Genomic DNA, 20,077 nt, shown 5'->3' with positions numbered 1-20,077 from the left:
TGTGATCCCGGCACCGACAAGGTGCCGGGGTTCAGGCAAGCCGTGAAACATCATCAAAAAGAAAGCTCTGCCTGATCGTGCTTCAACAGGGAAATACGGTCGAACAGTTTGATTTTTTCATTGGCTTTTTGCTTGGCGTGATCGGACATGAATGCAATCAACTCTTCGAGCTGACTAACGTCTCCGACTACTTTGAATTGCTTTTCCTTGTTGACGAAAACAAGCGACTTCTTCTTTCTCGACAACAATTCAATGACGTTGCTGAGCGTACCGGTGCTCTTTGCATCCCAGATCATCAAGCCGTAGTCAGCCGCTTCGGCCATGACGACGTCTTTCTCGGTGAAGAAAGCTCTCGACCCTTTGGAATGCTTGGAGTCGACTGTTCTGGCGGGCCAGTGCCCTAGGTTGTTCCTCGGCGCCGAACCGCTGCAGAACACCGTGGTTCTGGATCGTTCGAGACTCAGCAGGTACTCCTGAATGGAGGTATCGGCGCCCCCAGCATCACCCACCACCACCTCAAAATCTGACGCTACGATATTATTGATGCGCTCTTTAACCTTCGGATCAAGGTTCTTGATGTTGATAGAGCCGGCAATAAATACAGTCGTCATTGAATTCACTTCCAAGTTAGCGCTGCGACGTAAATTTTCCCTACCTTCGGATATTTACGCAAAACAGCGCAGGCCGCGTCCATGGACGCCCCGCTATCAAACAAATCATCTACAACCAAAACATTCCAGCGCCCATCAGTGGTGATTTCATCATTGACGCTGAAACTGTCTCCAATCGCAGCAACCTTGTCTGCTTTCGAATGCAAATCCTTGAGCGACTTTCCCGTGGTCGCTTTTCGAAGCAAATCCGAGAAAACCGGCCGACCGATAATTCGTCCCAACGCCTGGGCAACCTCAGTTACCGGTTGTCGCTGACGAATATTTGAAGCAGGCATAGGCACTACAAACCCGACCTGATCCAGTTTTGGGAAGACATTTGTCGCTACTGCCTGAGCAAGTGGGCTGACCTGAGTCCAGTCCTTCTGGTATTTGAGCCGGTAGGTCGCCTCGCCAATCTCAGTGCGCTGATTATCGAAGCATGGGTGTCCGCGATCATCGTTGCCAAGAAAGGTACTACTTACCATGTGTTTGTCCAGCACCCAGCCCTGATCCCAAGGGCCGTTGATCTGCTTGAGAGACACCTTCATTGAATTCTCCGTTATTCCTAACAATCCTTTGAGCCCTGAAACCAAGGGCCGAGCATCTGCAGCGATGCGCAAGATTCAAACAAATAACGGAAAAAACACTGGTTAGGGGCGGGCTCGCTGGCACCTATGCAAAAACAGGCATTTCCTACAGATACGACCCTCAGAGATAAATCCTCTTTCCTACAGAAGGTATCGATAGAGCCGACTTGGCGTAGTAGGTGGCTAGCCGATAGGCTTTCTCTCGGCAGCGAAATCAGCGGCCCGGTGTCGGAGCCGGAGTAAATATCAAAACGGCGTGACCGCACTCATTTGAGTGGCGGCTCTATTCTCAATATTGGAGTCGAAAAATGCCTAACCACGTACAAATTCCTTCTGAAAGCTCCGCTTTCTTCACCCCCGTCGTCTTCACCCGCCACAACCGTTTCCTCCACGCCTTCATGCAAGATCACGAAACCTGGTTCTGTGTTCAGGATCTCGGTCGCTTGATGGGCTATCCGCTGAACGAACGCCTTACTCTGAAACTCGATCCCGACCAGCGTCGCCATGTCCTTCTGCGTCGGGACGGCGAAATCATCGATTGCGCGATGGTCAGCGAATCCGGCCTGTTCGCCCTGCTCGTCCATCACTTCGTCCCGGAAAACCGACACCTGCGCCAATGGCTGAGCCATGAAGTCATCCCGATGCTGCGCGAAACCCATTCAAGCTCTGTGAAAAACCACCCCAGCGTGAGTTCGATGCATTGGGCAGGCGTTACCGTGCCGTTGCTGCACTGGCAACAGCAGGCGTGGGTCAAATGGCGGGATGTGCCGGAGTTAATGCACGGCCAACGGCCGTATCCGGTTCTGGCCACTTGCAGCTAAGGCTCATAAACAAAAAACCTGTGGCGAGGAAGCTAGCTCCCTCGCCACAGGTTTAGCGTGTCCCCTCTAGCGAGTTGAATTCAGATGAGTAGAACTGCTCTCAAATTTCCTCAGATTGAGGAAGTCATTCCCTGTGATGAAAGCTTTGCGATCTCTTACCTGAAACTAAACGACAGTGCCGAGCTTCAGAAAGCCATTGCCGTCGGCATCACCGATGCCGAGGCAGGCAATTTGATTGGCCTGGCCACCGTAAGAGCCAAATGGCTTTCACGGTGCCCACCCCAGCGTTAAAACCGCGAAACACTCCGCATCGCATCCACCAGATACCGCATCGCAATCCGGTCATTCTCCGAAAGCTCCCGATAACGCTCAACCAGCTTCACTTCGTCAGAGCTGAGCCGACGCCTTTTGCGGCCGCTGCCCAGGCAGGGAAAGATGCCCAGCATGTCGGTGATACCTTGTATTTTTGCCATGGACGATGTCCTTCAATACTTCAAAGAATTGCTAAACCACCACATCGCCCTGCCCCTTACAGCAGCGCCGTGTGCCCTACCGGTCAGCACCGGTCATGCCCATAGAATAGAAATTAAATCGGCGCTGAAAAGCGGTTTTTAGAGTAATTAGTCGAAAAAAGCAGATATGCCGTGTAAATCAGAATGCCCTGTCAGATATTTAACCGACATGTCTTGTTTCATTGACACACTGGCGCGGTGAATCAACGAATTTTGCATTGCGAGCGAACCGTTTAAGCTAGCGGGCATCTGTTAATAGTCCGTTGCGTTTGGCCGAAGGCTTGTCCGAACCGTTATTTTTGATCCAGCACGTGCCAGGAACGGCGCGGGATTGCTCACGACAGGTTGTATTTATGCACCGCAGGAATTTGCTCAAAGCGTCCATGGCCATTGCGGCTTACACCGGTCTTTCGGCCACTGGCCTGCTGGCCACCCGCGCGTGGGCGGCCAATGGCGGCGCCGCCGATGGCGAGGCGCAGGCCTTCGACTTCGAAGCGCTGAAGCGCCAGGCCAAGCAACTCGCTGGCAGCGCCTATCAGGACACCAAACAGGTGCTGCCGCCAACCCTGGCGACCATGACCCCGCAGAACTTCAACGCGATCCGCTACGACGGCGAACATTCGCTGTGGAAGGAAAACAAGGGCCAGCTGGACGTGCAGTTCTTTCACGTCGGCATGGGGTTCCGTCAGCCGGTGCGCATGTACAGCGTCGACCCGAAGACCCGCACCGCGCGCGAAGTGCACTTCCGCCCGGCGCTGTTCAACTATGAAAACACTTCGGTCGACACTCAGCAGTTGAAAGGCGATCTGGGTTTTGCCGGGTTCAAACTGTTCAAGGCGCCAGAGCTGGATCGTCATGACGTGGTGTCGTTCCTCGGCGCCAGTTATTTCCGCGCGGTGGATGCGACTGGCCAATATGGCCTCTCCGCTCGCGGCCTGGCGATCGACACTTACGCGAAAAAACGCGAAGAATTTCCTGACTTCACCAAGTTCTGGTTCGAGACACCGGACCAGAACGCCACACGTTTTGTGGTCTACGCACTGCTTGACTCGCCGAGCGCCACTGGCGCTTATCGTTTCGACATCGACTGCCAGGCCGAGCGCGTGGTGATGGAAGTCGATGCGCACATCAATGCGCGCACGGCGATCGAGCAATTGGGCATCTCGCCGATGACCAGTATGTTCAGCTGCGGCACCCACGAACGCCGTATGTGCGACACCATTCACCCGCAAATCCACGACTCGGATCGCTTGGCGATGTGGCGCGGCAACGGCGAGTGGATCTGCCGTCCGCTGAACAACCCGGCGACCCTGCAATTCAATGCGTTTGCAGATACCGATCCGAAAGGTTTCGGTCTGGTGCAGACTGACCACGAGTTCGCCAACTACCAGGACACCGTCGACTGGTACAGCAAGCGCCCGAGCCTGTGGGTAGAACCGACCACCGCGTGGGGCGAAGGCTCGATCGATCTGCTGGAAATCCCTACCACCGGCGAGACCCTCGATAACATTGTGGCGTTCTGGACCCCGAAAAAACCGGTCGCTGCCGGCGATTCGCTGAACTATGGCTACAAGCTCTACTGGAGCGCATTGCCGCCAGTGGGTACGCCGTTGGCACGGGTGCACGCGACCCGTTCCGGCATGGGCGGATTCACCGAAGGCTGGGCACCGGGCGAGCACTATCCGCCGGTGTGGGCGCGCCGTTTTGCCGTGGACTTCAACGGTGGCGGTCTGGATCGACTGCCGCCGGGCACCGGGATCGAGCCCGTGGTGACCTGCTCGAACGGCAAGGTGCAGGATTTCAGCGTGCTGGTGCTGGATGACATCAAGGGTTACCGGATCCTGTTCGACTGGTACCCGACCAATGACAGCGTCGAGCCGGTGGAACTGCGGTTGTTTATCCGCACCAATGACCGCACGTTGAGCGAGACCTGGTTGTACCAGTACTTCCCGCCGGCGCCGGACAAGCGTAAATACCCTTGATGATTTGAGGCGCCTGCACGGGCCTCATCGCTGGCAAGCCAGCTCCCACAGTGTTTGGTGTTGATCACAATTTTTGTGTACGACGCCAAACCTGTGGGAGCTGGCTTGCCAGCGATGACGGCAGTATTTCAACAAAAGATCATCAGACAAAACAAAGCCCCGGCCATCACTGACCGGGGCTTTTTGCCTTACCGCTACCAACTCAATCGCGCAAATCAGACTCATGAATCGGCTGATCCCGATGAGTCGCCCGCTGATACTGCGCCGGCCACACCGCTTTGCGCCCACCCAGATCATCGTCCGCGTGCAGCGGCCAATACGGATCACGCAACAGTTCGCGGGCGAGGAAGATGATGTCGGCCTGACAGGTGCGCAGAATGTGCTCAGCCTGCGCCGGCTCGGTAATCATTCCCACGGTGCCTGTGGCGATGCCTGACTCCTTACGCACGCGTTCGGCGAAGCGCGTCTGATAACCCGGCCCCACCGGAATTTCGGCGTTGGCCGCTGTCCCGCCCGACGACACGTCGATCAGATCCGCGCCAAGGGTGTGCAGGCGCCGCGCCAGCTCCACGGTTTCATCCGGGTTCCAGCCGTCTTCTACCCAGTCTGTGGCCGACACGCGAACAAACACCGGCAACTCCTCAGGCCAGACCGCCCTTACTGCTTCGGTAACTTGCAGCACCAGACGAATACGGTTCTCAAACGAACCACCGTACTGATCGCGGCGCTGATTACTCAACGGCGAAAGAAACTGATGCAGCAGATAACCATGCGCCGCATGCACCTCAACCACACTGAAACCAGCCGTCAAAGCACGTTTGGCAGCATCGACAAACGCCTGAATGACGTCGGCAATCTGCCCCTCATCCAGCTGTTTCGGTTGCGTGTGCTGCGGATCGAAAGCAATCGGCGACGGCCCGACCGGGGTCCAGCCGCCATCTTCCGGTTTGACGCTGCCATGCTTGCCGATCCACGGCCGATGGGTGCTGGCCTTGCGCCCGGCGTGAGCCAATTGAATGCCGGCGACTGCGCCTTGGGACGTGATGAATCGGGTAATGCGTTGCAGCGGTTCGATCTGTTCGTCGTTCCACAGGCCCAGGTCTTCGGCGGTAATCCGCCCGTCGGCCGTGATCGCCGTGGCTTCAGTGAAGACCAGACCGGCGCCGCCCACCGCGCGGCTGCCGAGGTGCACCAAGTGCCAGTCGTTGGCCAGGCCGTCGACGCTCGAGTATTGGCACATCGGTGAGACGGCGATGCGGTTGGGCAGGGTCAGTTGGCGTAGGGTGAAGGGTTCAAGCAGCAGACTCATGGGGCACCTCTCAAATCAGTGGGCAGGCTCCAGGGTTCTGTTTGAATAGTCGACGAGTGACAGGAAAAAGGTGCAGCACCCGCCCCCGCGGGCAAAAAATTCGACAAGACGTCACAAGGCCAATCAAGCAGTGCTTAGAGCCTAGTCGACAACGGGGGATCGCGGGAAATTCAAGAAAAGATCGTCCGATCGCGGCCCGAACCTTCGGCAGCTCCTACAGGAAACCGCATTCCCATGTAGGAGCTGCCGCAGGCTGCGATCTTTTGATCTTCAGCGCGGTTCGATATGGGCAATCATCAGTTGTACCGTCTCATTACCCCGAAACTCGTTAACGTCGAGCTTGTAAGCCAGCTCAACCCACTGAATCGTCGGATTCGGCCAGATATCCCGGTCGATACCAAACGCGATGCCATCCAGCTTCACCGAGCCGCATTCACTCTTCAGCACCACTTTCAGGTGTCGCTCGCCTACCACGCGCTGCTCAACCAACTGGAACACGCCATGAAACAGCGGCTCCGGGAAGTGCTGCCCCCAAGGCCCGGCATGGCGCAAGGCGCGGGCCAGTTCGAGGTGGAATTCTTCAACCGCCAGCGTGCCATCGGTCAGCATGCGCCCGGTCAGGTCTTCTTCGCGAAGCTGCCTACGCACCTCAGCGTCAAAGGCCTCGGCGAAAAGCGGAAAATTCTCCTGCGGCAAGGTCAGACCAGCGGCCATTGCGTGACCGCCATACTTGGCGATCAGGTTTGGATGCTGCGCCGCTAGCACGCTCAACGCGTCACGAATGTGGAAGCCCTGCACCGAACGGCCCGAGCCCTTGAGCAAACCATCACCCGCATCGGCGAAGGCAATGGTCGGACGGAAGTAACGTTCTTTCATCCGCGACGCGAGAATCCCGATCACGCCCTGGTGCCATTCCGGATCGAACAGGCACAGGCCAAACGGCATCGACTCCACCGGCAAGTCCTTGAGCTGCGCCAGCGCTTCACGCTGCATGCCCTGCTCGATGGATTTGCGATCCTGATTCATGCCGTCCAGTTGCGCGGCCATTTCCCGGGCCAGGTTGGCGTCGGCGGTGAGCAGGCATTCAATGCCCAGACTCATGTCATCCAGACGCCCGGCGGCATTCAGACGCGGGCCGACGATAAACCCGAGATCGGTAGAGGTAATACGTGCAGCGTCACGCTTGGCCACTTCAAGAATCGCTTTGATCCCCGGCCGTGCGCGACCGGCGCGAATCCGTTCCAGGCCCTGATGCACCAGAATCCGGTTGTTGGCGTCCAGCGGCACCACGTCGGCGACGCTGCCCAGCGCCACCAGATCGAGCAGCTCGCCAATGTTCGGCTGCGGCTTGTTCTCGTACCAGCCAAGGCTGCGCAAGCGTGCGCGCAACGCCATCAACACATAGAAAATCACCCCGACGCCGGCCAGCGCCTTGCTCGGGAACTCACAACCGGGCTGGTTCGGGTTGACCAGCGCATCGGCCTGCGGCAGCTCATCACCGGGCAAGTGGTGGTCGGTGATCAAGACCTTGAGGCCCGCACGCTTGGCTGCCGCCACGCCTTCGACGCTGGAGATGCCGTTGTCGACGGTGATCAGCAATTGCGGCTCGCGGGTCAGCGCAACTTCGACGATTTCCGGGGTCAGGCCGTAGCCATACTCGAAGCGGTTCGGCACCAGATAATCGACGTGCGCAGCGCCCAACAAGCGCAAACCGAGCATGCCAACGGTACTGGCCGTCGCGCCGTCCGCATCGAAATCGCCGACGATGAGGATGCGCTGACGTTGCTCCAGCGCCGTCACCAGCAAGTCCACCGCTGCGTCTATGCCCTTGAGTTGCTGGAACGGGATCAACCGCGCCAGGCTCTTGTCCAGCTCAGCCTCGGACTGCACGCCCCGCGCCGCGTACAAGCGGGTCAACAGCGGCGGCAGATCACCGAGAAAAGGCAGAGTGGCAGGCAGTTGACGAGGTTCGATACGCATGGGGTGACGGAGACTTCTCTTGATTACGTGGGATTATTCCGGTGGTGACGCGGGATCAGCCGCGCTCACCTTGCAGCCATTGCAACTGGACTTCGTGCTGACCACGATCGTCGGTGACGAAGATCGTCCCTTCGCTGATCATCACGTCCCACTTGATAACGCGGGGCATGTCCTTGGCCAGGGTTTCCAGCACTTCTTGCGGAACCGCAGCGATGTTGACGTTTTTCAGGTTCTTGATCGCCGGGATCACCTTGGTTTCCCAGACGCGCAAGCTGCCGTAAGCGAGCAAGCTGGTGCGCTCGGTGCGACGCGAGCACCAGGTCAGACGGTCGGCGTCCGGCTGGCCGACTTCGATCCAGTGCAGAACACGATCATCCAGGCTCTTTTCCCACAGCGCAGGTTCATCCACGTCTGACAGACCACGGCCAAACGACAACTGCTCGTTGTACCAGAGGGCGTAGGCCAGCAGCCGCACGGTCATGCGCTCTTCGGTTTCCGAAGGGTGACGGGCGATGGTCTGCTTGACGCTCTCGTAGACACTGCGGTCGAGGTCGGTGAGGTTCAGTTCAAATTTGTAGGTAGTGGACGGCTGGGCCATGAACGGGCTTCTTGATACGAGGAAAGTCGGCAAGTCTAACCGATGCGGTAGGCAATCATCGAATTGATGGCGATCAACCTGCGGCGTCTGACAGCCGGCTATGTTAAAACGCTGTATCTGCTTAGCCTTGTCCTACAGGATTCAGTATGCCGTTCGCCAACAAACCGCTCAGCGGTGTGAAAGTCATTGAATTGGGTACATTGATTGCCGGGCCGTTTGCCTCGCGCATTTGCGGCGAGTTCGGCGCCGAAGTGATCAAGATCGAATCGCCGGACGGCGGTGATCCCTTGCGCAAATGGCGAAAACTGTACGAAGGCACGTCGCTGTGGTGGTTCGTTCAGGCGCGCAATAAAAAGTCGCTGACGCTGAACCTCAAACACCCTGACGGTTTGGCGATCCTGAAAAAACTGCTCAGTGAAGCGGACATCCTCATCGAGAACTTCCGGCCCGGTGTGCTGGAAAAACTCGGCCTGAGCTGGGAAACCCTACACGCCTTGAACCCGAAACTGGTGATGGTGCGCCTGTCCGGTTTCGGTCAGACCGGTCCGATGAAAGATCAACCGGGCTTCGGCGCGGTGGGCGAGTCCATGGGCGGTTTGCGTTACATCACCGGTTTTGAGGACCGGCCACCGGTGCGTACCGGGATTTCCATCGGCGATTCGATTGCTGCGCTGTGGGGCGTGATTGGCGCACTGATGGCGCTGCGTCATCGTGAGGTCAACGGTGGCACCGGTCAGGTTGTCGATGTGGCGTTGTATGAAGCCATTTTTGCGATGATGGAAAGCATGGTGCCGGAGTTCGACGTGTTCGGCTTTATCCGCGAGCGCACCGGCAACATCATGCCGGGCATTACGCCCTCTTCTATTCACACCAGCGCCGACGGCAAGCATGTGCAGATCGGCGCCAATGGTGACGCGATCTTCAAACGCTTCATGCTGATCATCGGCCGCGAAGACCTGGCCAACGATCCGACACTGGCCAGCAACGACGGGCGCGACAGTCGCCGCGACGAGTTGTACGGCGTAATTGATCGCTGGGTCAATTCGTTGCCCCTGCAAACCGTGCTCGACCTGCTCAATCAGGCCGAGGTACCGGCCAGCCGGATCTTCAGCGCCGAGGACATGTTCAACGATCCGCAATACCTGGCCCGAGAGATGTTCCTGCAGGCCAAACTGCCCGACGGCAAAGATTTCAAGATGCCGGGCATTGTGCCGAAACTCTCTGAGACACCGGGCAGTTCAGAATGGGTCGGGCCGCAACTGGGTGAACACAATACGCAGGTACTTCACGAACTTGGCTATGACGAGAGACAGATCGCCAAGTTGCGCGAAGACGGAGCCATTTAAGCTGAAACGCCGGCAGACATCGCACAGCAACCGCGCCCATCACTGGTGGACGTGGCGGTTGTTCGGCTTGCTGTTTTTGCTCACGCTGTCGACCGGCGCGCAGGCGAAACCGACGCTGATCTGGTTACTGCGCGACCTGCCGCCACTGACCATTTTCGAAGGCCCGAAAAAGGGCCAGGGCGTGATCGACCAACTGATGCCGCTGCTGATCGCCGGTATGCCGCAATACGAACACACGCTGATGCGGGTCAATCGCGCCCGTGGTCTGCAGATGCTCCATGAAAACCCGTTTGCCTGTGACCCCGCGCTGCTTTGGAACAAGGAGCGGGCGCAGTGGGTCGCCTATTCGATCCCGGCGATCCGCGCGGTGAGCAACGGCCTGGTGGTTCGCCAACAGGATCGCGCGGTGCTTGATTCCTATCTGGTGGACGGCGAAGTCGATCTGTCGGCATTGCTGGCCGCCACCGACAGAAAAGTCGGTGTGGTCGCTGAGCGCAGTTATGGCGAATTTATCGACAATATTCTGCATCAGGCGCCCAGCGGCGCATTGACTGCCCATTACGGCAACGATGCGCTGACCAATCTGCTGTCGATGCAGCGTCTGGGGCGTTTGCAGGTAGTGCTGGGTTACTGGCCGGAGATCCGCTATCAGGCCAGACAGGCGCAGATTGCCGAGGATGAACTAGTGTTCTATGCGGTTCGCGGCACGGGAAAATACCTCTCGGGCTATGTGGCGTGCTCCGACACCACCCTGGGACGCCAGGCCATCAGCGAGATCAATCAACTGCTGCGGACCCTGCCCCACGAACACCTCAATCAGCTTTATGCCGCCTGGCTGGACCCCGAGCGCCAAGCGGATTATCTGCAAGAGGCCCGTGCATTTTTCGAACACCAGGCCGCGCAGTAAGCAAATCGCAGACAAAAGAAACCCCGAGAAGTGGGGAGACGACTCGGGGTTAAACGTGGCCTACATAAAGACCCGTAGCAGCAAGCGACAAGCACCGGAGCACAATGCTTGATCCTGCTGTTATGGGGTCTGACTGACAGGGATGCAGGAAGGTTCCCACAAAAAATATTTCATCTTTACAGCGCCGCACGCTTGTCCAGTGCAGCGTTGCGCAAGGCGGCGATCACACAAGGCTCCAGCCTCCCTTCAGCGATCAGAACGTCGCGGTGCAAGCCGTCAACGACATCGGTCAACTGGCGCTTGTCGCTCAGCTGTGCCTGATTGAATTCGCGTTCCACCACAATGGCGCCGCTGCTGTTCTTCAAGGTCACCAGGCATTCGCCGTGGGAACCGCTTGGCGACAACGAAACCTGATACGGGCTCAGAGCCTCACCGAGCAATAGACTGATACTTTCCATCTCGATCTCCACTCAATAGTCCGAAAACTGTGTGCCTGGGGCGTGTTCACAATAAATGACCACCGGCCCGAGAAGAAAGTTCTGCATACCGATCGCCCCATTCCTGGAGAGTCACCGGTCTGTCAGAGCATGCACGGCGAAGATGACAGAAAAATAACCGTATCCGTCAAACCCCTAGCGGCGGCGAAGCGGCGATCAGGTAACTGTCGAGCAAACCGCGCATCAACACCGCCGACACCGGGGTTTGCAGGCGCCCCAGCAATCGCAAACGGTGCTCGCACAGCAAGGGTTCAAGATCGTTCAGCAGGCTCGGCGCGACCGTCCCCAGCAGGATCAACGCACGCGCCTCACGCTGAACCGCCAGATGCTGGATCAGCGCCAGGCCGTCGCCGCCCTTGAGTTGCGGATCGCAAATCGCGATGTCGACCACGCCGCGATGGCTCAAGGAAGACAGGGCCGAAGCCAGCGACGGCGCCGTCAGCACGTCATAGATGCCAATGGCATTGAGCATTTGATGCAACGCCATCAGCTGGAACGGATTGGGTTCAAGTATCAGGACTTTAAGCGAGCGCATAAGCGACCTCTGAAGCGACAATCGCGGACTCTCACCGCAGTTGTTGTCACTCTAGGGCAGCCGTCCTAAGCCTCCCATCGGAAAAGTAGCCGCGTCGTATAGGACATTTCCCATCTTCACTGCGGACATCGGCACCCGCTCTCTGTACGACGCTGGGTAATGTCCGTCCAGCCCCCCAAAAGCCCACGCAACTTACCGTCGGCACTGTAGAACGGTACCGTCCACTGATAGACCTCACGGGGACCGCTCTTGAACTGCAATCGTCGTTTGCTGAAGCGCGACTTGCGCGTGCGCAACTGCACCATGAACTCATCGTGCAACAGCAGCGCCGTGGCGTCGGGCAGCGACTCAACCTCAATCAGCAACCGCCCCTGCACCTGATCCAGTCGAACCGACAACGCCTCCTCATAGCTGCGATTGCACATGACCAGCCGTCCTTGCAGATCGCGGACGAACACCGGATCAGGCATTGAGTCGATCAGCGCATGCTGAAACGCCAGTTGATCGCCCAGATCCTGTTCCGCCGCGCGCCGCAACTTGATCACTGCCGTCAAACGCCGATTCCACACCAGCGACAACAAGCCGAACACACCGAGCCCGCCCATGCCCCAACAACCCCATTCAAGCATCTGTTGCCAGAACGACGGCACGGGCGCCGGAGCAATACCTTCCAGCCATTTCAGGCGGATCGCCCGCAACTCCGCCGCAGGAAATGCCTCAAGGGCCTTGTTGAGGATACTCAGCAGCACCGGCATGCCTTTGCGCACGGCCAGGTTGTCGGCCTCCCATTTGCCTTCGACCAGCCCCCCCACCTTGAGCAACCCCAAAGGGTAAAGCTGTGCGCCGATTTCGTTTTCGATGGTGGCGTAGGCTTCGCCGCTCTCGACCAGCGCCCGCGCCTCGGCGTAAGTCTTGACCGAGCGAATCTCGATCGTCGGGAAGTCACGCCTGATCATGTCTTCCAGCGCATGCCGGGCCGGCAGCACCAGTACCCGTTGACTCAGTTGCTCGAAGGATTCGAGCCGGGGCGCATCAGCGCGGCCGACGAATACCCAGCCCGCACCACCGAAAGCGTGGCTGTAATCCAGAAACGCCTTGCGCTCCTCGCTCATGGCCAGGGTCGTACTGATATCCGCCGCCCCGCTCTCCAGACGTTCGAGCATGTGATCGGTGGAAAACGATTCCTGATGCACAAACCGCAACCCGGTCATCGCCGTCACTCGCTTGAGTACATCGTTGTTCAAGCCGCTCCACTGCCCGTGCTCATCCTGAAACAGATACAACGGGTACTGCAACGACGTCACCGTCACCTCGGGGTTGTCGCGAATCCATTGTCGCTCGTGTGCGGCCAGTTCGATGGGCTGGACTTTGGCAGCCAGGACATCGTCATGCAGCGCCAGTTGCGCCGCCTCACTGCTGCGCATCAAAGCCAGTAATGCGAACAAGAACAGCCCACCCAGTGCCGGTTTCAAACCTCTATAAAACAGCATTGCCACTTCCTTCGTGATCGACTCACCCGTCCTTCGTGGGTGAAAACCCGAGCAGTGTGGCAGCAGAAACAAAAAAGCCCGTCAGGAGACGGGCTTCAAAATGTGACAGTTTTACTGACTTAAAGCGGCTTGCCGCGGTTGCCATGCTGGCTGACAAAGGCTTGCACGGCTTTCAGCTCGTTTGGCAAAACGGTGCAACGCTCGTTTCGCTCAAACAAATCAGAAAGATGTGCAGGTAGCTCGAGCGCTTTTCCTACACCGGCTTTCTCCACTGCATCCGGGAATTTCACCGGATGCGCGGTGCCGAGAATCACCATCGGGATATCGAGGCTACGACGGCATTCGCGCGCAGCCTTGACGCCGATGGCAGTGTGCGGATCCAGCACTTCACCGGTTTGCTCGTAGACTTCGGCGATGGTTTCGCAGGTCTGCGCATCATCCACAGCCAGCGAGTCGAACAGTTTGCGCGCTTCGGTCCAGCGCTCTTGTTCGACGCTGAAACCACCACCTTGCTTGAAGGTATCCATCAGGCCGGCAATCGCCGCGCCGTTGCGACCGTGCAGGTCGAACAGCAGGCGTTCGAAGTTCGACGAGACCATGATGTCCATCGACGGCGACAGCGTGGCGTGCAGGGTTTCCTTGACGTACTGATTGCCGCTCATGAAGCGGTGCAGGATGTCGTTGCGGTTGGTGGCGACGATCAACTGGTTGATCGGCAGGCCCATGTTGCGTGCCAGGTAACCGGCGAAGATGTCACCGAAGTTGCCGGTGGGTACCGAGAACGACACCGAACGCGCCGGGCCGCCCAACTGCAGGGCCGCATGGAAGTAATAAACGATCTGGGCCATGATCCGCGCCCAGTTGATCGAGTTCACCGCCACCAGACGCGTGCCTTTGAGGAAACTCTGGTCGGCGAAGCTCGCCTTGACCATTTCCTGGCAGTCATCGAAGTTGCCTTCGATGGCGATGTTGTGGATGTTCTCGCCGAAAATCGTGGTCATCTGGCGACGCTGCACTTCGGACACACGGTTGTGCGGGTGCAGGATGAAGATGTCGACGTTTTCGCAGTGCTTGCAGCCTTCGATGGCGGCCGAACCGGTATCACCGGAGGTGGCACCGACGATCACCACGCGCTCACCGCGTTTTTCCAGCACGTAGTCGAGCAGACGACCGAGCAGTTGCAGAGCGAAGTCCTTGAACGCCAGGGTCGGGCCGTGGAACAGCTCCATGACCCATTCGTTGCCGTTCAACTGACGCAGCGGCGCCACGGCGCTGTGGGCGAACACGCCGTAGGTTTCTTCGAGAATCTTTTTGAAATCGGCGTCCGGAATGCTGCCGGTGACGAACGGGCGCATCACCCGGAAGGCTAATTCGTGATACGGCAGACCTGCCCAGGAAGCGATCTCTTCCTGGGTGAAACGTGGCAGGTTTTCCGGAACGTACAGACCGCCGTCGGTCGCCAGACCAGCCAGCAGGACGTCTTCGAAATTCAGGGCCGGTGCCTGGCCGCGGGTACTGATATAACGCATGATTTCAAACCTTCGGTTTGAGCTTCAAGCTACGAGCTACAAGCTGCAAGTAAAAGCCAGACCGCTTTTCTCTTGCCGCTTGCAGCTCGAAGCTTGCAGCTGCTTCTGTTTAGTTCAGGTGCTCGACGCGGATCCGTACAACCGGACCGTTGACGCCGGCCAGCGCTTCGAGGGCGGCGATGGCATCGTTGATGCGCTGTTCGACGACACGGTGGGTCAGCAGGATCATTGGCACCAGACCGTCATGTTCCTCGACTTCCTTCTGCATGATCGACTCGATGTTGATGCCGCGCTCCGACAGGATGCTCGCCACCTGAGCCAACACGCCCGGATGGTCCTTGGCCTGAATGCGCAGGTAATAAGCACTTTCGCAGGCTTCGATCGGCAGGATCGGATGGGCCGACAGCGAATCCGGCTGGAAGGCCAGATGCGGCACGCGGTTTTCCGGGTCGGAAGTCATGGCGCGAACCACATCGACCAGGTCGGCGATCACCGACGAAGCGGTTGGCTCCATGCCAGCGCCAGCGCCGTAGAACAGCGTCGAACCGGCAGCGTCACCGTTGACCATCACTGCGTTCATCACGCCGTTGACGTTGGCGATCAGACGATCGGCCGGGATCAGCGTCGGGTGTACGCGCAACTCGATGCCGGCAGCAGTGCTGCGCGCCACGCCGAGGTGCTTGATGCGATAGCCCAGCGCTTCGGCGTAATTGACGTCAGCGGTAGTCAGCTTGGTGATGCCTTCGGTGTAAGCCTTGTCGAATTGCAGCGGGATGCCGAACGCGATGGAGGCCAGAATCGTCAGCTTGTGCGCCGCGTCGATGCCTTCAACGTCGAAGGTCGGATCGGCTTCGGCGTAACCCAGTGCCTGGGCTTCGGCCAGCACGTCTTCGAAGGTACGGCCCTTCTCGCGCATTTCGGTGAGGATAAAGTTACCGGTGCCGTTGATGATCCCGGCGACCCAGTTGATGCGGTTGGCGGACAGGCCTTCTCGGATCGCCTTGATCACCGGAATGCCACCGGCCACAGCTGCTTCGAATGCGACGATCACGCCTTTCTCGCGAGCCTTGGCGAAAATTTCATTACCGTGAACGGCTATCAGAGCCTTGTTCGCGGTGACCACATGCTTGCCATTCTCGATGGCCTTGAGTACCAGCTCGCGGGCAACGGTGTAGCCGCCCATCAGCTCTATGACGATGTCGATCTCAGGGTTCGTGGCCACTTCGAAGACATCGTTGGTAATCGCAATACCGGTCGTCTGGAACTGAGGCTTTGGCGTGCGCATGGCAATTTGTGCCACTTCGATTCCACGCCCGGCACGACGAGCGATTTCCTCGGCGTTGCGCTGAAGTACGTTGAAGGTACCGCCACCGACGGTCCCTAACCCACAGATGCCTACTTTGACCGGATTCACTGTGAACTCCCCATAAAACGGCCGACGCGGGGTCGGCCGGAAAACAACCGCGTGCTCGCGGCTCTCTATTAATGGCCCGGCGATGCTGCTGCCAGGCCATGATCGTCACGGCTGACCGTGACGATGCGAATTTACTTCGCGCCCAACGCCAGTTTGGCGACTTGTGGCGCAGGCTGGTAGCCCGGAATGACTTGTCCGTCGGCCAAAACGATGGCCGGTGTGCCGTTCACGCCGATCGACTGACCGAGGGCAAACTGTTTGGAAACCGGGTTATCGCACTTGGCGGCCTTGATTTCCTTGCCATCGACCATTTTGTCCATGGCGGCTTTCTTGTCTTTCGAGCACCACACGGCTTGCAGTTGCTCGTCACCCGGCGAGCCGAGGCCCTGGCGCGGGAACGCAACGTAGCGCACTTCGATGCCGCGCTTGTTCAGCTCCGGCACTTCGGCGTGCAGCTTGTGGCAGTACGGGCAGGTGGTGTCGGTGAACACGGTGATGTGCGATTTGGTTTCGCCCACGGCCGGGTAAACCACGGTTTCGGCGACCGGGATGGCATTGACCAGTTTGGAGATGCCCAGGCGTTCGGTCTTCTCGGTCAGGTTGACCGGTTTGCCGTCCTTGAGCTGGAACAGGTAGCCCTGAACGATGTACTGGCCATCGGCGCTGGCGTACAGCACGCGGCTGCCTTTGAGTTTGACTTCGTACATGCCTGGCAGCGGGCTGGCATTGATGCTTTCTACCGGAACCTCGAGTTCGAGTTTTTCCAGGCTTTGACGAATCGCTTTGTCGGCCGCGTCATCGGCGACGGCAAAGGTGCTGACCAACGCAATGGCTGCGGCGGCGAAAATCTGGGTCAGACGCATGAGAACTCCTGAAGGCGGACAAATGGAACGATCAGAACGCCCGTGCCGGAACACCGGGTCATAACCGTCCATCGTGCAAACCGGCAAAGCCTAACACATAAGGTCACGGTGGCCGAATGCGCCTGTCGCCACTCATCACCCCCGCCTTATGTAGGAGCTGCCGAAGGCTGCGATCTTTTGATTCTGTTTTTAAGATCAAAAGATCGCAGCCTTCGGCAGCTCCTACAGGGGGAGGTATGTAGTCAGCCGCGCGGGTGGTGTTTGGCGTGCAGATCCTGCAATCGAGCGCGGGCGACGTGGGTGTAGATCTGCGTGGTGGAAAGGTCGCTGTGGCCGAGCAGCATCTGCACCACGCGCAAGTCTGCGCCGTGGTTGAGCAGGTGCGTGGCAAACGCGTGACGCAAGGTGTGCGGCGACAGCGATTTGCCGATCCCGGCAACCTTGGCCTGATGCTTGATCCGGTGCCAGAAGGTCTGGCGGGTCATCTGCTCGCCGCGCTGACTGGGGAACAGCACATCGCTGGGCCGGCCACCGAGCAGTTCGCCGCGCCCGTCGCGCATATAACGCTCGACCCAGACAATTGCCTCCTCGCCCATTGGCACCAGGCGCTCCTTGCTGCCCTTGCCCATCACCCGCAACACACCTTGGCGCAGGTTGACCTGTTCCAGCGTCAGGCTGACCAGTTCGGTTACGCGCAGGCCACAGGCATACAGCACTTCAAGCATGGCGCGGTCACGCTGGCCGATCGCCTCGCTCAGATCCGGTGCTTTAAGCAGGGCTTCGACGTCCGCTTCCGACAGGGACTTAGGCAACGGCCTACCGAGTTGCGGCATGTCGACGCGCAACGTCGGGTCGACACTGATCAGCTTTTCCCGCAGCAGATAGCGATAAAAGCCACGCACCCCGGAGAGGAATCTGGCAGTGGAGCGCGGTTTGTAGTTCTGCTCCAGGCGCCAAGCCAAGTGATCGAGGATCAGCTCACGGCCGGCGTTGATAAGCTCCAGATTCTTCTCCCGCAACCAGCCATTGAACAGCGCCAGATCGCTGCGATAAGCGCCGCGGGTGTTATCGGACAGGCCTTTCTCCAGCCATAAAGCGTCGAGGAATTGGTCAATCAGCGGATGGTCGATGGCAGGCATGGGCGCTCAAGACACACAGCCTCATGGACTGTGCGCAAATGTAGAGTGAACTGTAGGAATGGGCGCTAGTCTTTCATAGCCGGCTATTTCAAGGAACAGGGAGCATCAATGAACGAGCAGCAAATTCTCTTGGCATTTGGCGGGATTGGCGCGGCGGCGCTGGGTTGCCAATGGCTAGCCTGGCGCCTGAAGCTGCCGGCGATTCTGTTTTTGTTGCTGACGGGGATTCTGGTCGGCCCAGTGCTGGGCTGGCTCGATCCGCAGGAAATGTTCGGGCCGCTGCTGATGCCGCTGGTGTCGCTGGCCGTCGCGCTGATTCTGTTCGAAGGCAGCTTGACCCTGCACCTGTCGGAGTGGAAGGAGATCGGCAGCGTCGTTCATCGTCTGGTGACCATTGGCGCGATCTCGACCTGGATCGTCATCGCGGTCGCTACGCACTTCCTGCTCGGTTTCGACTGGATGCTGGCCATCCTGTTCGGCAGCCTGACGCTGGTCACCGGCCCGACCGTCATCGTACCGATGCTGCGCGTGGTGCGGCCGAAAGCCTCGATCGCCAATATTTTGCGTTGGGAGGGCATCGTCATTGACCCGATCGGCGCCCTCCTCGCCGTGGTGGTTTACAGCTTCATCATTGCCAGCGCCGAAGGACATGGCCTCAAGCAGAGCCTGTTCACCTTTGGCGGCGTGATTCTCTGCGGCGCGGTGTTCGGCATTGTCGGTGGCTGGCTGCTCGGCACGGTAATCCGCCGGCAGTGGCTACCGGAGTATCTGCATAACCTCGCATCGTTGGCGGCGGTGCTGGGGATTTTCATCGCTTCGAACGCCGTGATGCACGAGTCGGGACTGTTGGCGGTGACGCTGATGGGCATGTGGCTGGCGAACATGAAGGGCGTGGATGTGCGGCATATCCTGCACTTCAAGGAAAACCTCAGCGTGCTGCTGATTTCCGGCCTGTTCATTTTGCTGGCGGCGCGCCTGGATCTGTACGCGTTGATCGGACTGGGGCCGCTGGTACTGATTCTGCTTTTGGTGATTCAACTGATCGCCCGGCCGTTGAACGTGTTGCTCAGTACAGCGGGATCCAGCCTGAGCTGGCGCGAGCGGGCGTTGCTGTGCTGGATTGCGCCACGCGGGATAGTCGCGGCGGCGGTCTCAGCGATTTTCGCGATTCGCCTGCATGAGGCGGGGCACGAGGGCGCGTTGCTGCTGGTGCCGCTGACCTTCGCGGTGATTATCGGCACCGTCGTGCTGCAGAGCGCCACGGCACGACCGCTGGCTCGCCTGTTGAAGGTTGCAGAACCGGCGCCGAGCGGTTTTCTGATCGTCGGCGCCAACGGTCCTGCGCGGGAGTTGGGCAAGTCGCTGCAGCAACTGGGCAGCCGCGTGCTGCTGACCGATTCAAGCTGGGAGAATATTCGTGCGGCGCGCATGGAAGGTTTGCCGACGTACTTTGGCAATCCGGCTTCGCAGCATGCCGATGCGCATCTGGATCTGGTCGGGCTGGGGCATTTGCTGGCGCTGTCGCCGTCGGGTGAACTCAATACCTTGGCGGCGATGCGGTTCCGTCATGACTTTGGGCATCAGCGTTTGTTTGGCTTGGCGAGTGGACAGGAAAGCCGTCGCAGCGACAAGCACCGGGCGAGTCTTGAGCATCGTGGCAATCAGTTGGGCAGCGAGGCTTTTACCTACGCGAAACTGGCCAGTCAGATGGGCCAGGGCGCCGAGTTGTACAGCACGACGCTGACGGATGGCTTCGGATGGGAGGATTACCGCGCACTGCATGGCAATCGCGCCACGTTGTTGTTCATGCGCGATGACAGTGGCTGGGTGCATGTGGTGACACCGGAGACTGCTTTGAAGCCTGGGGCGGGGTGGACGCTGCTGGCGTTGATTCAGCCTGAGATCAGCGGCGCCTGAG

18 protein-coding genes are annotated in these 20,077 nt (G+C 58.8%); 5 read left to right on the top strand and 13 right to left on the bottom strand.

Annotated elements, in window-relative coordinates:
* Window positions 1–53: 53 nt before the first annotated feature.
* Window positions 54–611 (bottom strand): hypothetical protein, encoded by a 558-nt coding sequence (locus M5G26_RS01240; protein WP_007908951.1) that lies wholly within the window; start codon window positions 609–611, stop codon window positions 54–56.
* A 5-nt stretch (window positions 612–616) separates the two neighbouring features.
* Entirely contained in the window at window positions 617–1,198 is a 582-nt protein-coding gene (locus M5G26_RS01235; RefSeq protein WP_007908952.1) for a ComF family protein, read from the bottom strand.
* A gap of 347 nt (window positions 1,199–1,545) precedes the next feature.
* Here M5G26_RS01235 and M5G26_RS01230 point away from each other — a divergent pair, with 347 nt between their 5' ends.
* Window positions 1,546–2,058: a BRO-N domain-containing protein gene (locus tag M5G26_RS01230; protein ID WP_122598070.1), complete on the top strand. Its 513-nt coding sequence runs from the start codon at window positions 1,546–1,548 to the stop codon at window positions 2,056–2,058.
* A 287-nt stretch (window positions 2,059–2,345) separates the two neighbouring features.
* Here the strand turns inward: M5G26_RS01230 and M5G26_RS01225 are convergent, their stop codons facing one another.
* A complete protein-coding gene (locus tag M5G26_RS01225; RefSeq protein WP_007908956.1) occupies window positions 2,346–2,531 on the bottom strand; it encodes a hypothetical protein in 186 nt (61 codons plus the stop codon).
* A 392-nt stretch (window positions 2,532–2,923) separates the two neighbouring features.
* Between M5G26_RS01225 and M5G26_RS01220 the strand changes: the two genes are divergently transcribed.
* Complete coding sequence (locus tag M5G26_RS01220) at window positions 2,924–4,552, top strand: glucan biosynthesis protein D (protein ID WP_273914248.1); 1,629 nt, start codon at window positions 2,924–2,926, stop codon at window positions 4,550–4,552.
* A 202-nt stretch (window positions 4,553–4,754) separates the two neighbouring features.
* On the opposite strand, the gene M5G26_RS01215 is transcribed toward M5G26_RS01220, so the two are convergent.
* The 3 genes from M5G26_RS01215 to M5G26_RS01205 all read right to left on the bottom strand — a co-directional run bounded on the left by M5G26_RS01215 (window position 4,755) and on the right by M5G26_RS01205 (window position 8,439).
* Window positions 4,755–5,861 carry an NADH:flavin oxidoreductase/NADH oxidase gene (locus M5G26_RS01215; RefSeq protein ID WP_095112560.1) on the bottom strand — a complete coding sequence of 369 codons (1,107 nt, stop codon included), beginning with the start codon at window positions 5,859–5,861 and terminating at the stop codon, window positions 4,755–4,757.
* A 270-nt stretch (window positions 5,862–6,131) separates the two neighbouring features.
* Complete coding sequence (gene recJ, locus M5G26_RS01210; RefSeq protein WP_273914247.1) at window positions 6,132–7,841, bottom strand: single-stranded-DNA-specific exonuclease RecJ; 1,710 nt, start codon at window positions 7,839–7,841, stop codon at window positions 6,132–6,134.
* 55 nt (window positions 7,842–7,896) lie between these two features.
* Window positions 7,897–8,439: a YaeQ family protein gene (locus M5G26_RS01205; protein WP_007908961.1), complete on the bottom strand. Its 543-nt coding sequence runs from the start codon at window positions 8,437–8,439 to the stop codon at window positions 7,897–7,899.
* A 146-nt stretch (window positions 8,440–8,585) separates the two neighbouring features.
* Here M5G26_RS01205 and M5G26_RS01200 point away from each other — a divergent pair, with 146 nt between their 5' ends.
* Both M5G26_RS01200 and M5G26_RS01195 read left to right on the top strand, forming a co-directional pair.
* On the top strand, window positions 8,586–9,785 hold the full coding sequence (locus tag M5G26_RS01200) for a CaiB/BaiF CoA transferase family protein (protein ID WP_134174822.1): 1,200 nt from the start codon (window positions 8,586–8,588) through the stop codon (window positions 9,783–9,785).
* Window positions 9,739–10,692 (top strand): TIGR02285 family protein, encoded by a 954-nt coding sequence (locus M5G26_RS01195; protein WP_166674943.1) that lies wholly within the window; start codon window positions 9,739–9,741, stop codon window positions 10,690–10,692. The genes M5G26_RS01200 and M5G26_RS01195 overlap by 47 nt, the downstream gene beginning before the upstream one ends.
* A 176-nt stretch (window positions 10,693–10,868) precedes the next feature.
* On the opposite strand, the gene M5G26_RS01190 is transcribed toward M5G26_RS01195, so the two are convergent.
* From M5G26_RS01190 to xerD, 7 genes are all read right to left on the bottom strand, one after another.
* The gene (locus M5G26_RS01190) at window positions 10,869–11,150 is read right to left on the bottom strand and encodes a DUF3509 domain-containing protein (RefSeq protein ID WP_134174817.1); all 282 of its coding nucleotides are present in this window, start codon (window positions 11,148–11,150) and stop codon (window positions 10,869–10,871) included.
* Between the two features lie 166 nt (window positions 11,151–11,316).
* Window positions 11,317–11,724 (bottom strand): response regulator, encoded by a 408-nt coding sequence (locus M5G26_RS01185; RefSeq protein ID WP_150691942.1) that lies wholly within the window; start codon window positions 11,722–11,724, stop codon window positions 11,317–11,319.
* Window positions 11,725–11,840: 116 nt separating this feature from the next.
* Window positions 11,841–13,214 carry a transporter substrate-binding domain-containing protein gene (locus M5G26_RS01180; protein ID WP_150691941.1) on the bottom strand — a complete coding sequence of 458 codons (1,374 nt, stop codon included), beginning with the start codon at window positions 13,212–13,214 and terminating at the stop codon, window positions 11,841–11,843.
* Window positions 13,215–13,333: 119 nt separating this feature from the next.
* Window positions 13,334–14,743: a threonine synthase gene (gene thrC / locus M5G26_RS01175; RefSeq protein WP_134174811.1), complete on the bottom strand. Its 1,410-nt coding sequence runs from the start codon at window positions 14,741–14,743 to the stop codon at window positions 13,334–13,336.
* 109 nt (window positions 14,744–14,852) lie between these two features.
* Window positions 14,853–16,157: a homoserine dehydrogenase gene (locus tag M5G26_RS01170; protein ID WP_007908972.1), complete on the bottom strand. Its 1,305-nt coding sequence runs from the start codon at window positions 16,155–16,157 to the stop codon at window positions 14,853–14,855.
* A gap of 131 nt (window positions 16,158–16,288) precedes the next feature.
* Window positions 16,289–17,020 carry a bifunctional protein-disulfide isomerase/oxidoreductase DsbC gene (dsbC, locus tag M5G26_RS01165; RefSeq protein WP_134174809.1) on the bottom strand — a complete coding sequence of 244 codons (732 nt, stop codon included), beginning with the start codon at window positions 17,018–17,020 and terminating at the stop codon, window positions 16,289–16,291.
* 242 nt (window positions 17,021–17,262) lie between these two features.
* Window positions 17,263–18,159 carry a site-specific tyrosine recombinase XerD gene (xerD, locus tag M5G26_RS01160; RefSeq protein WP_273914246.1) on the bottom strand — a complete coding sequence of 299 codons (897 nt, stop codon included), beginning with the start codon at window positions 18,157–18,159 and terminating at the stop codon, window positions 17,263–17,265.
* A 108-nt stretch (window positions 18,160–18,267) separates the two neighbouring features.
* Between xerD and M5G26_RS01155 the strand changes: the two genes are divergently transcribed.
* Entirely contained in the window at window positions 18,268–20,076 is a 1,809-nt protein-coding gene (locus M5G26_RS01155) for a cation:proton antiporter (protein ID WP_273914245.1), read from the top strand.
* The last annotated feature ends 1 nt before the right edge of the window (window position 20,077 follow it).

It is taken from the genome of Pseudomonas sp. TNT2022 ID642, from assembly GCF_028656995.1.
In the GTDB taxonomy this organism is placed as follows: domain Bacteria; phylum Pseudomonadota; class Gammaproteobacteria; order Pseudomonadales; family Pseudomonadaceae; genus Aquipseudomonas.
Note: the sequence above shows the minus strand (reverse complement) of the source record. Positions and strands in the feature narration are given on the sequence as shown.

Bases quoted from the DNA above. Each gene is read 5' to 3' on its own strand.
- M5G26_RS01240 (WP_007908951.1), bottom strand. From the start codon at position 611: ATGACGACTGTATTTATTGCCGGCTCTATCAACATCAAGAACCTTGAT.
- M5G26_RS01235 (WP_007908952.1), bottom strand. From the start codon at position 1,198: ATGAAGGTGTCTCTCAAGCAGATCAACGGCCCTTGGGATCAGGGCTGG.
- M5G26_RS01230 (WP_122598070.1), top strand. From the start codon at position 1,546: ATGCCTAACCACGTACAAATTCCTTCTGAAAGCTCCGCTTTCTTCACC.
- M5G26_RS01225 (WP_007908956.1), bottom strand. From the start codon at position 2,531: ATGGCAAAAATACAAGGTATCACCGACATGCTGGGCATCTTTCCCTGC.
- M5G26_RS01220 (WP_273914248.1), top strand. From the start codon at position 2,924: ATGCACCGCAGGAATTTGCTCAAAGCGTCCATGGCCATTGCGGCTTAC.
- M5G26_RS01215 (WP_095112560.1), bottom strand. From the start codon at position 5,861: ATGAGTCTGCTGCTTGAACCCTTCACCCTACGCCAACTGACCCTGCCC.
- recJ (WP_273914247.1), bottom strand. From the start codon at position 7,841: ATGCGTATCGAACCTCGTCAACTGCCTGCCACTCTGCCTTTTCTCGGT.
- M5G26_RS01205 (WP_007908961.1), bottom strand. From the start codon at position 8,439: ATGGCCCAGCCGTCCACTACCTACAAATTTGAACTGAACCTCACCGAC.
- M5G26_RS01200 (WP_134174822.1), top strand. From the start codon at position 8,586: ATGCCGTTCGCCAACAAACCGCTCAGCGGTGTGAAAGTCATTGAATTG.
- M5G26_RS01195 (WP_166674943.1), top strand. From the start codon at position 9,739: ATGACGAGAGACAGATCGCCAAGTTGCGCGAAGACGGAGCCATTTAAG.
- M5G26_RS01190 (WP_134174817.1), bottom strand. From the start codon at position 11,150: ATGGAAAGTATCAGTCTATTGCTCGGTGAGGCTCTGAGCCCGTATCAG.
- M5G26_RS01185 (WP_150691942.1), bottom strand. From the start codon at position 11,724: ATGCGCTCGCTTAAAGTCCTGATACTTGAACCCAATCCGTTCCAGCTG.
- M5G26_RS01180 (WP_150691941.1), bottom strand. From the start codon at position 13,214: ATGCTGTTTTATAGAGGTTTGAAACCGGCACTGGGTGGGCTGTTCTTG.
- thrC (WP_134174811.1), bottom strand. From the start codon at position 14,743: ATGCGTTATATCAGTACCCGCGGCCAGGCACCGGCCCTGAATTTCGAA.
- dsbC (WP_134174809.1), bottom strand. From the start codon at position 17,020: ATGCGTCTGACCCAGATTTTCGCCGCCGCAGCCATTGCGTTGGTCAGC.
- xerD (WP_273914246.1), bottom strand. From the start codon at position 18,159: ATGCCTGCCATCGACCATCCGCTGATTGACCAATTCCTCGACGCTTTA.
- M5G26_RS01155 (WP_273914245.1), top strand. From the start codon at position 18,268: ATGAACGAGCAGCAAATTCTCTTGGCATTTGGCGGGATTGGCGCGGCG.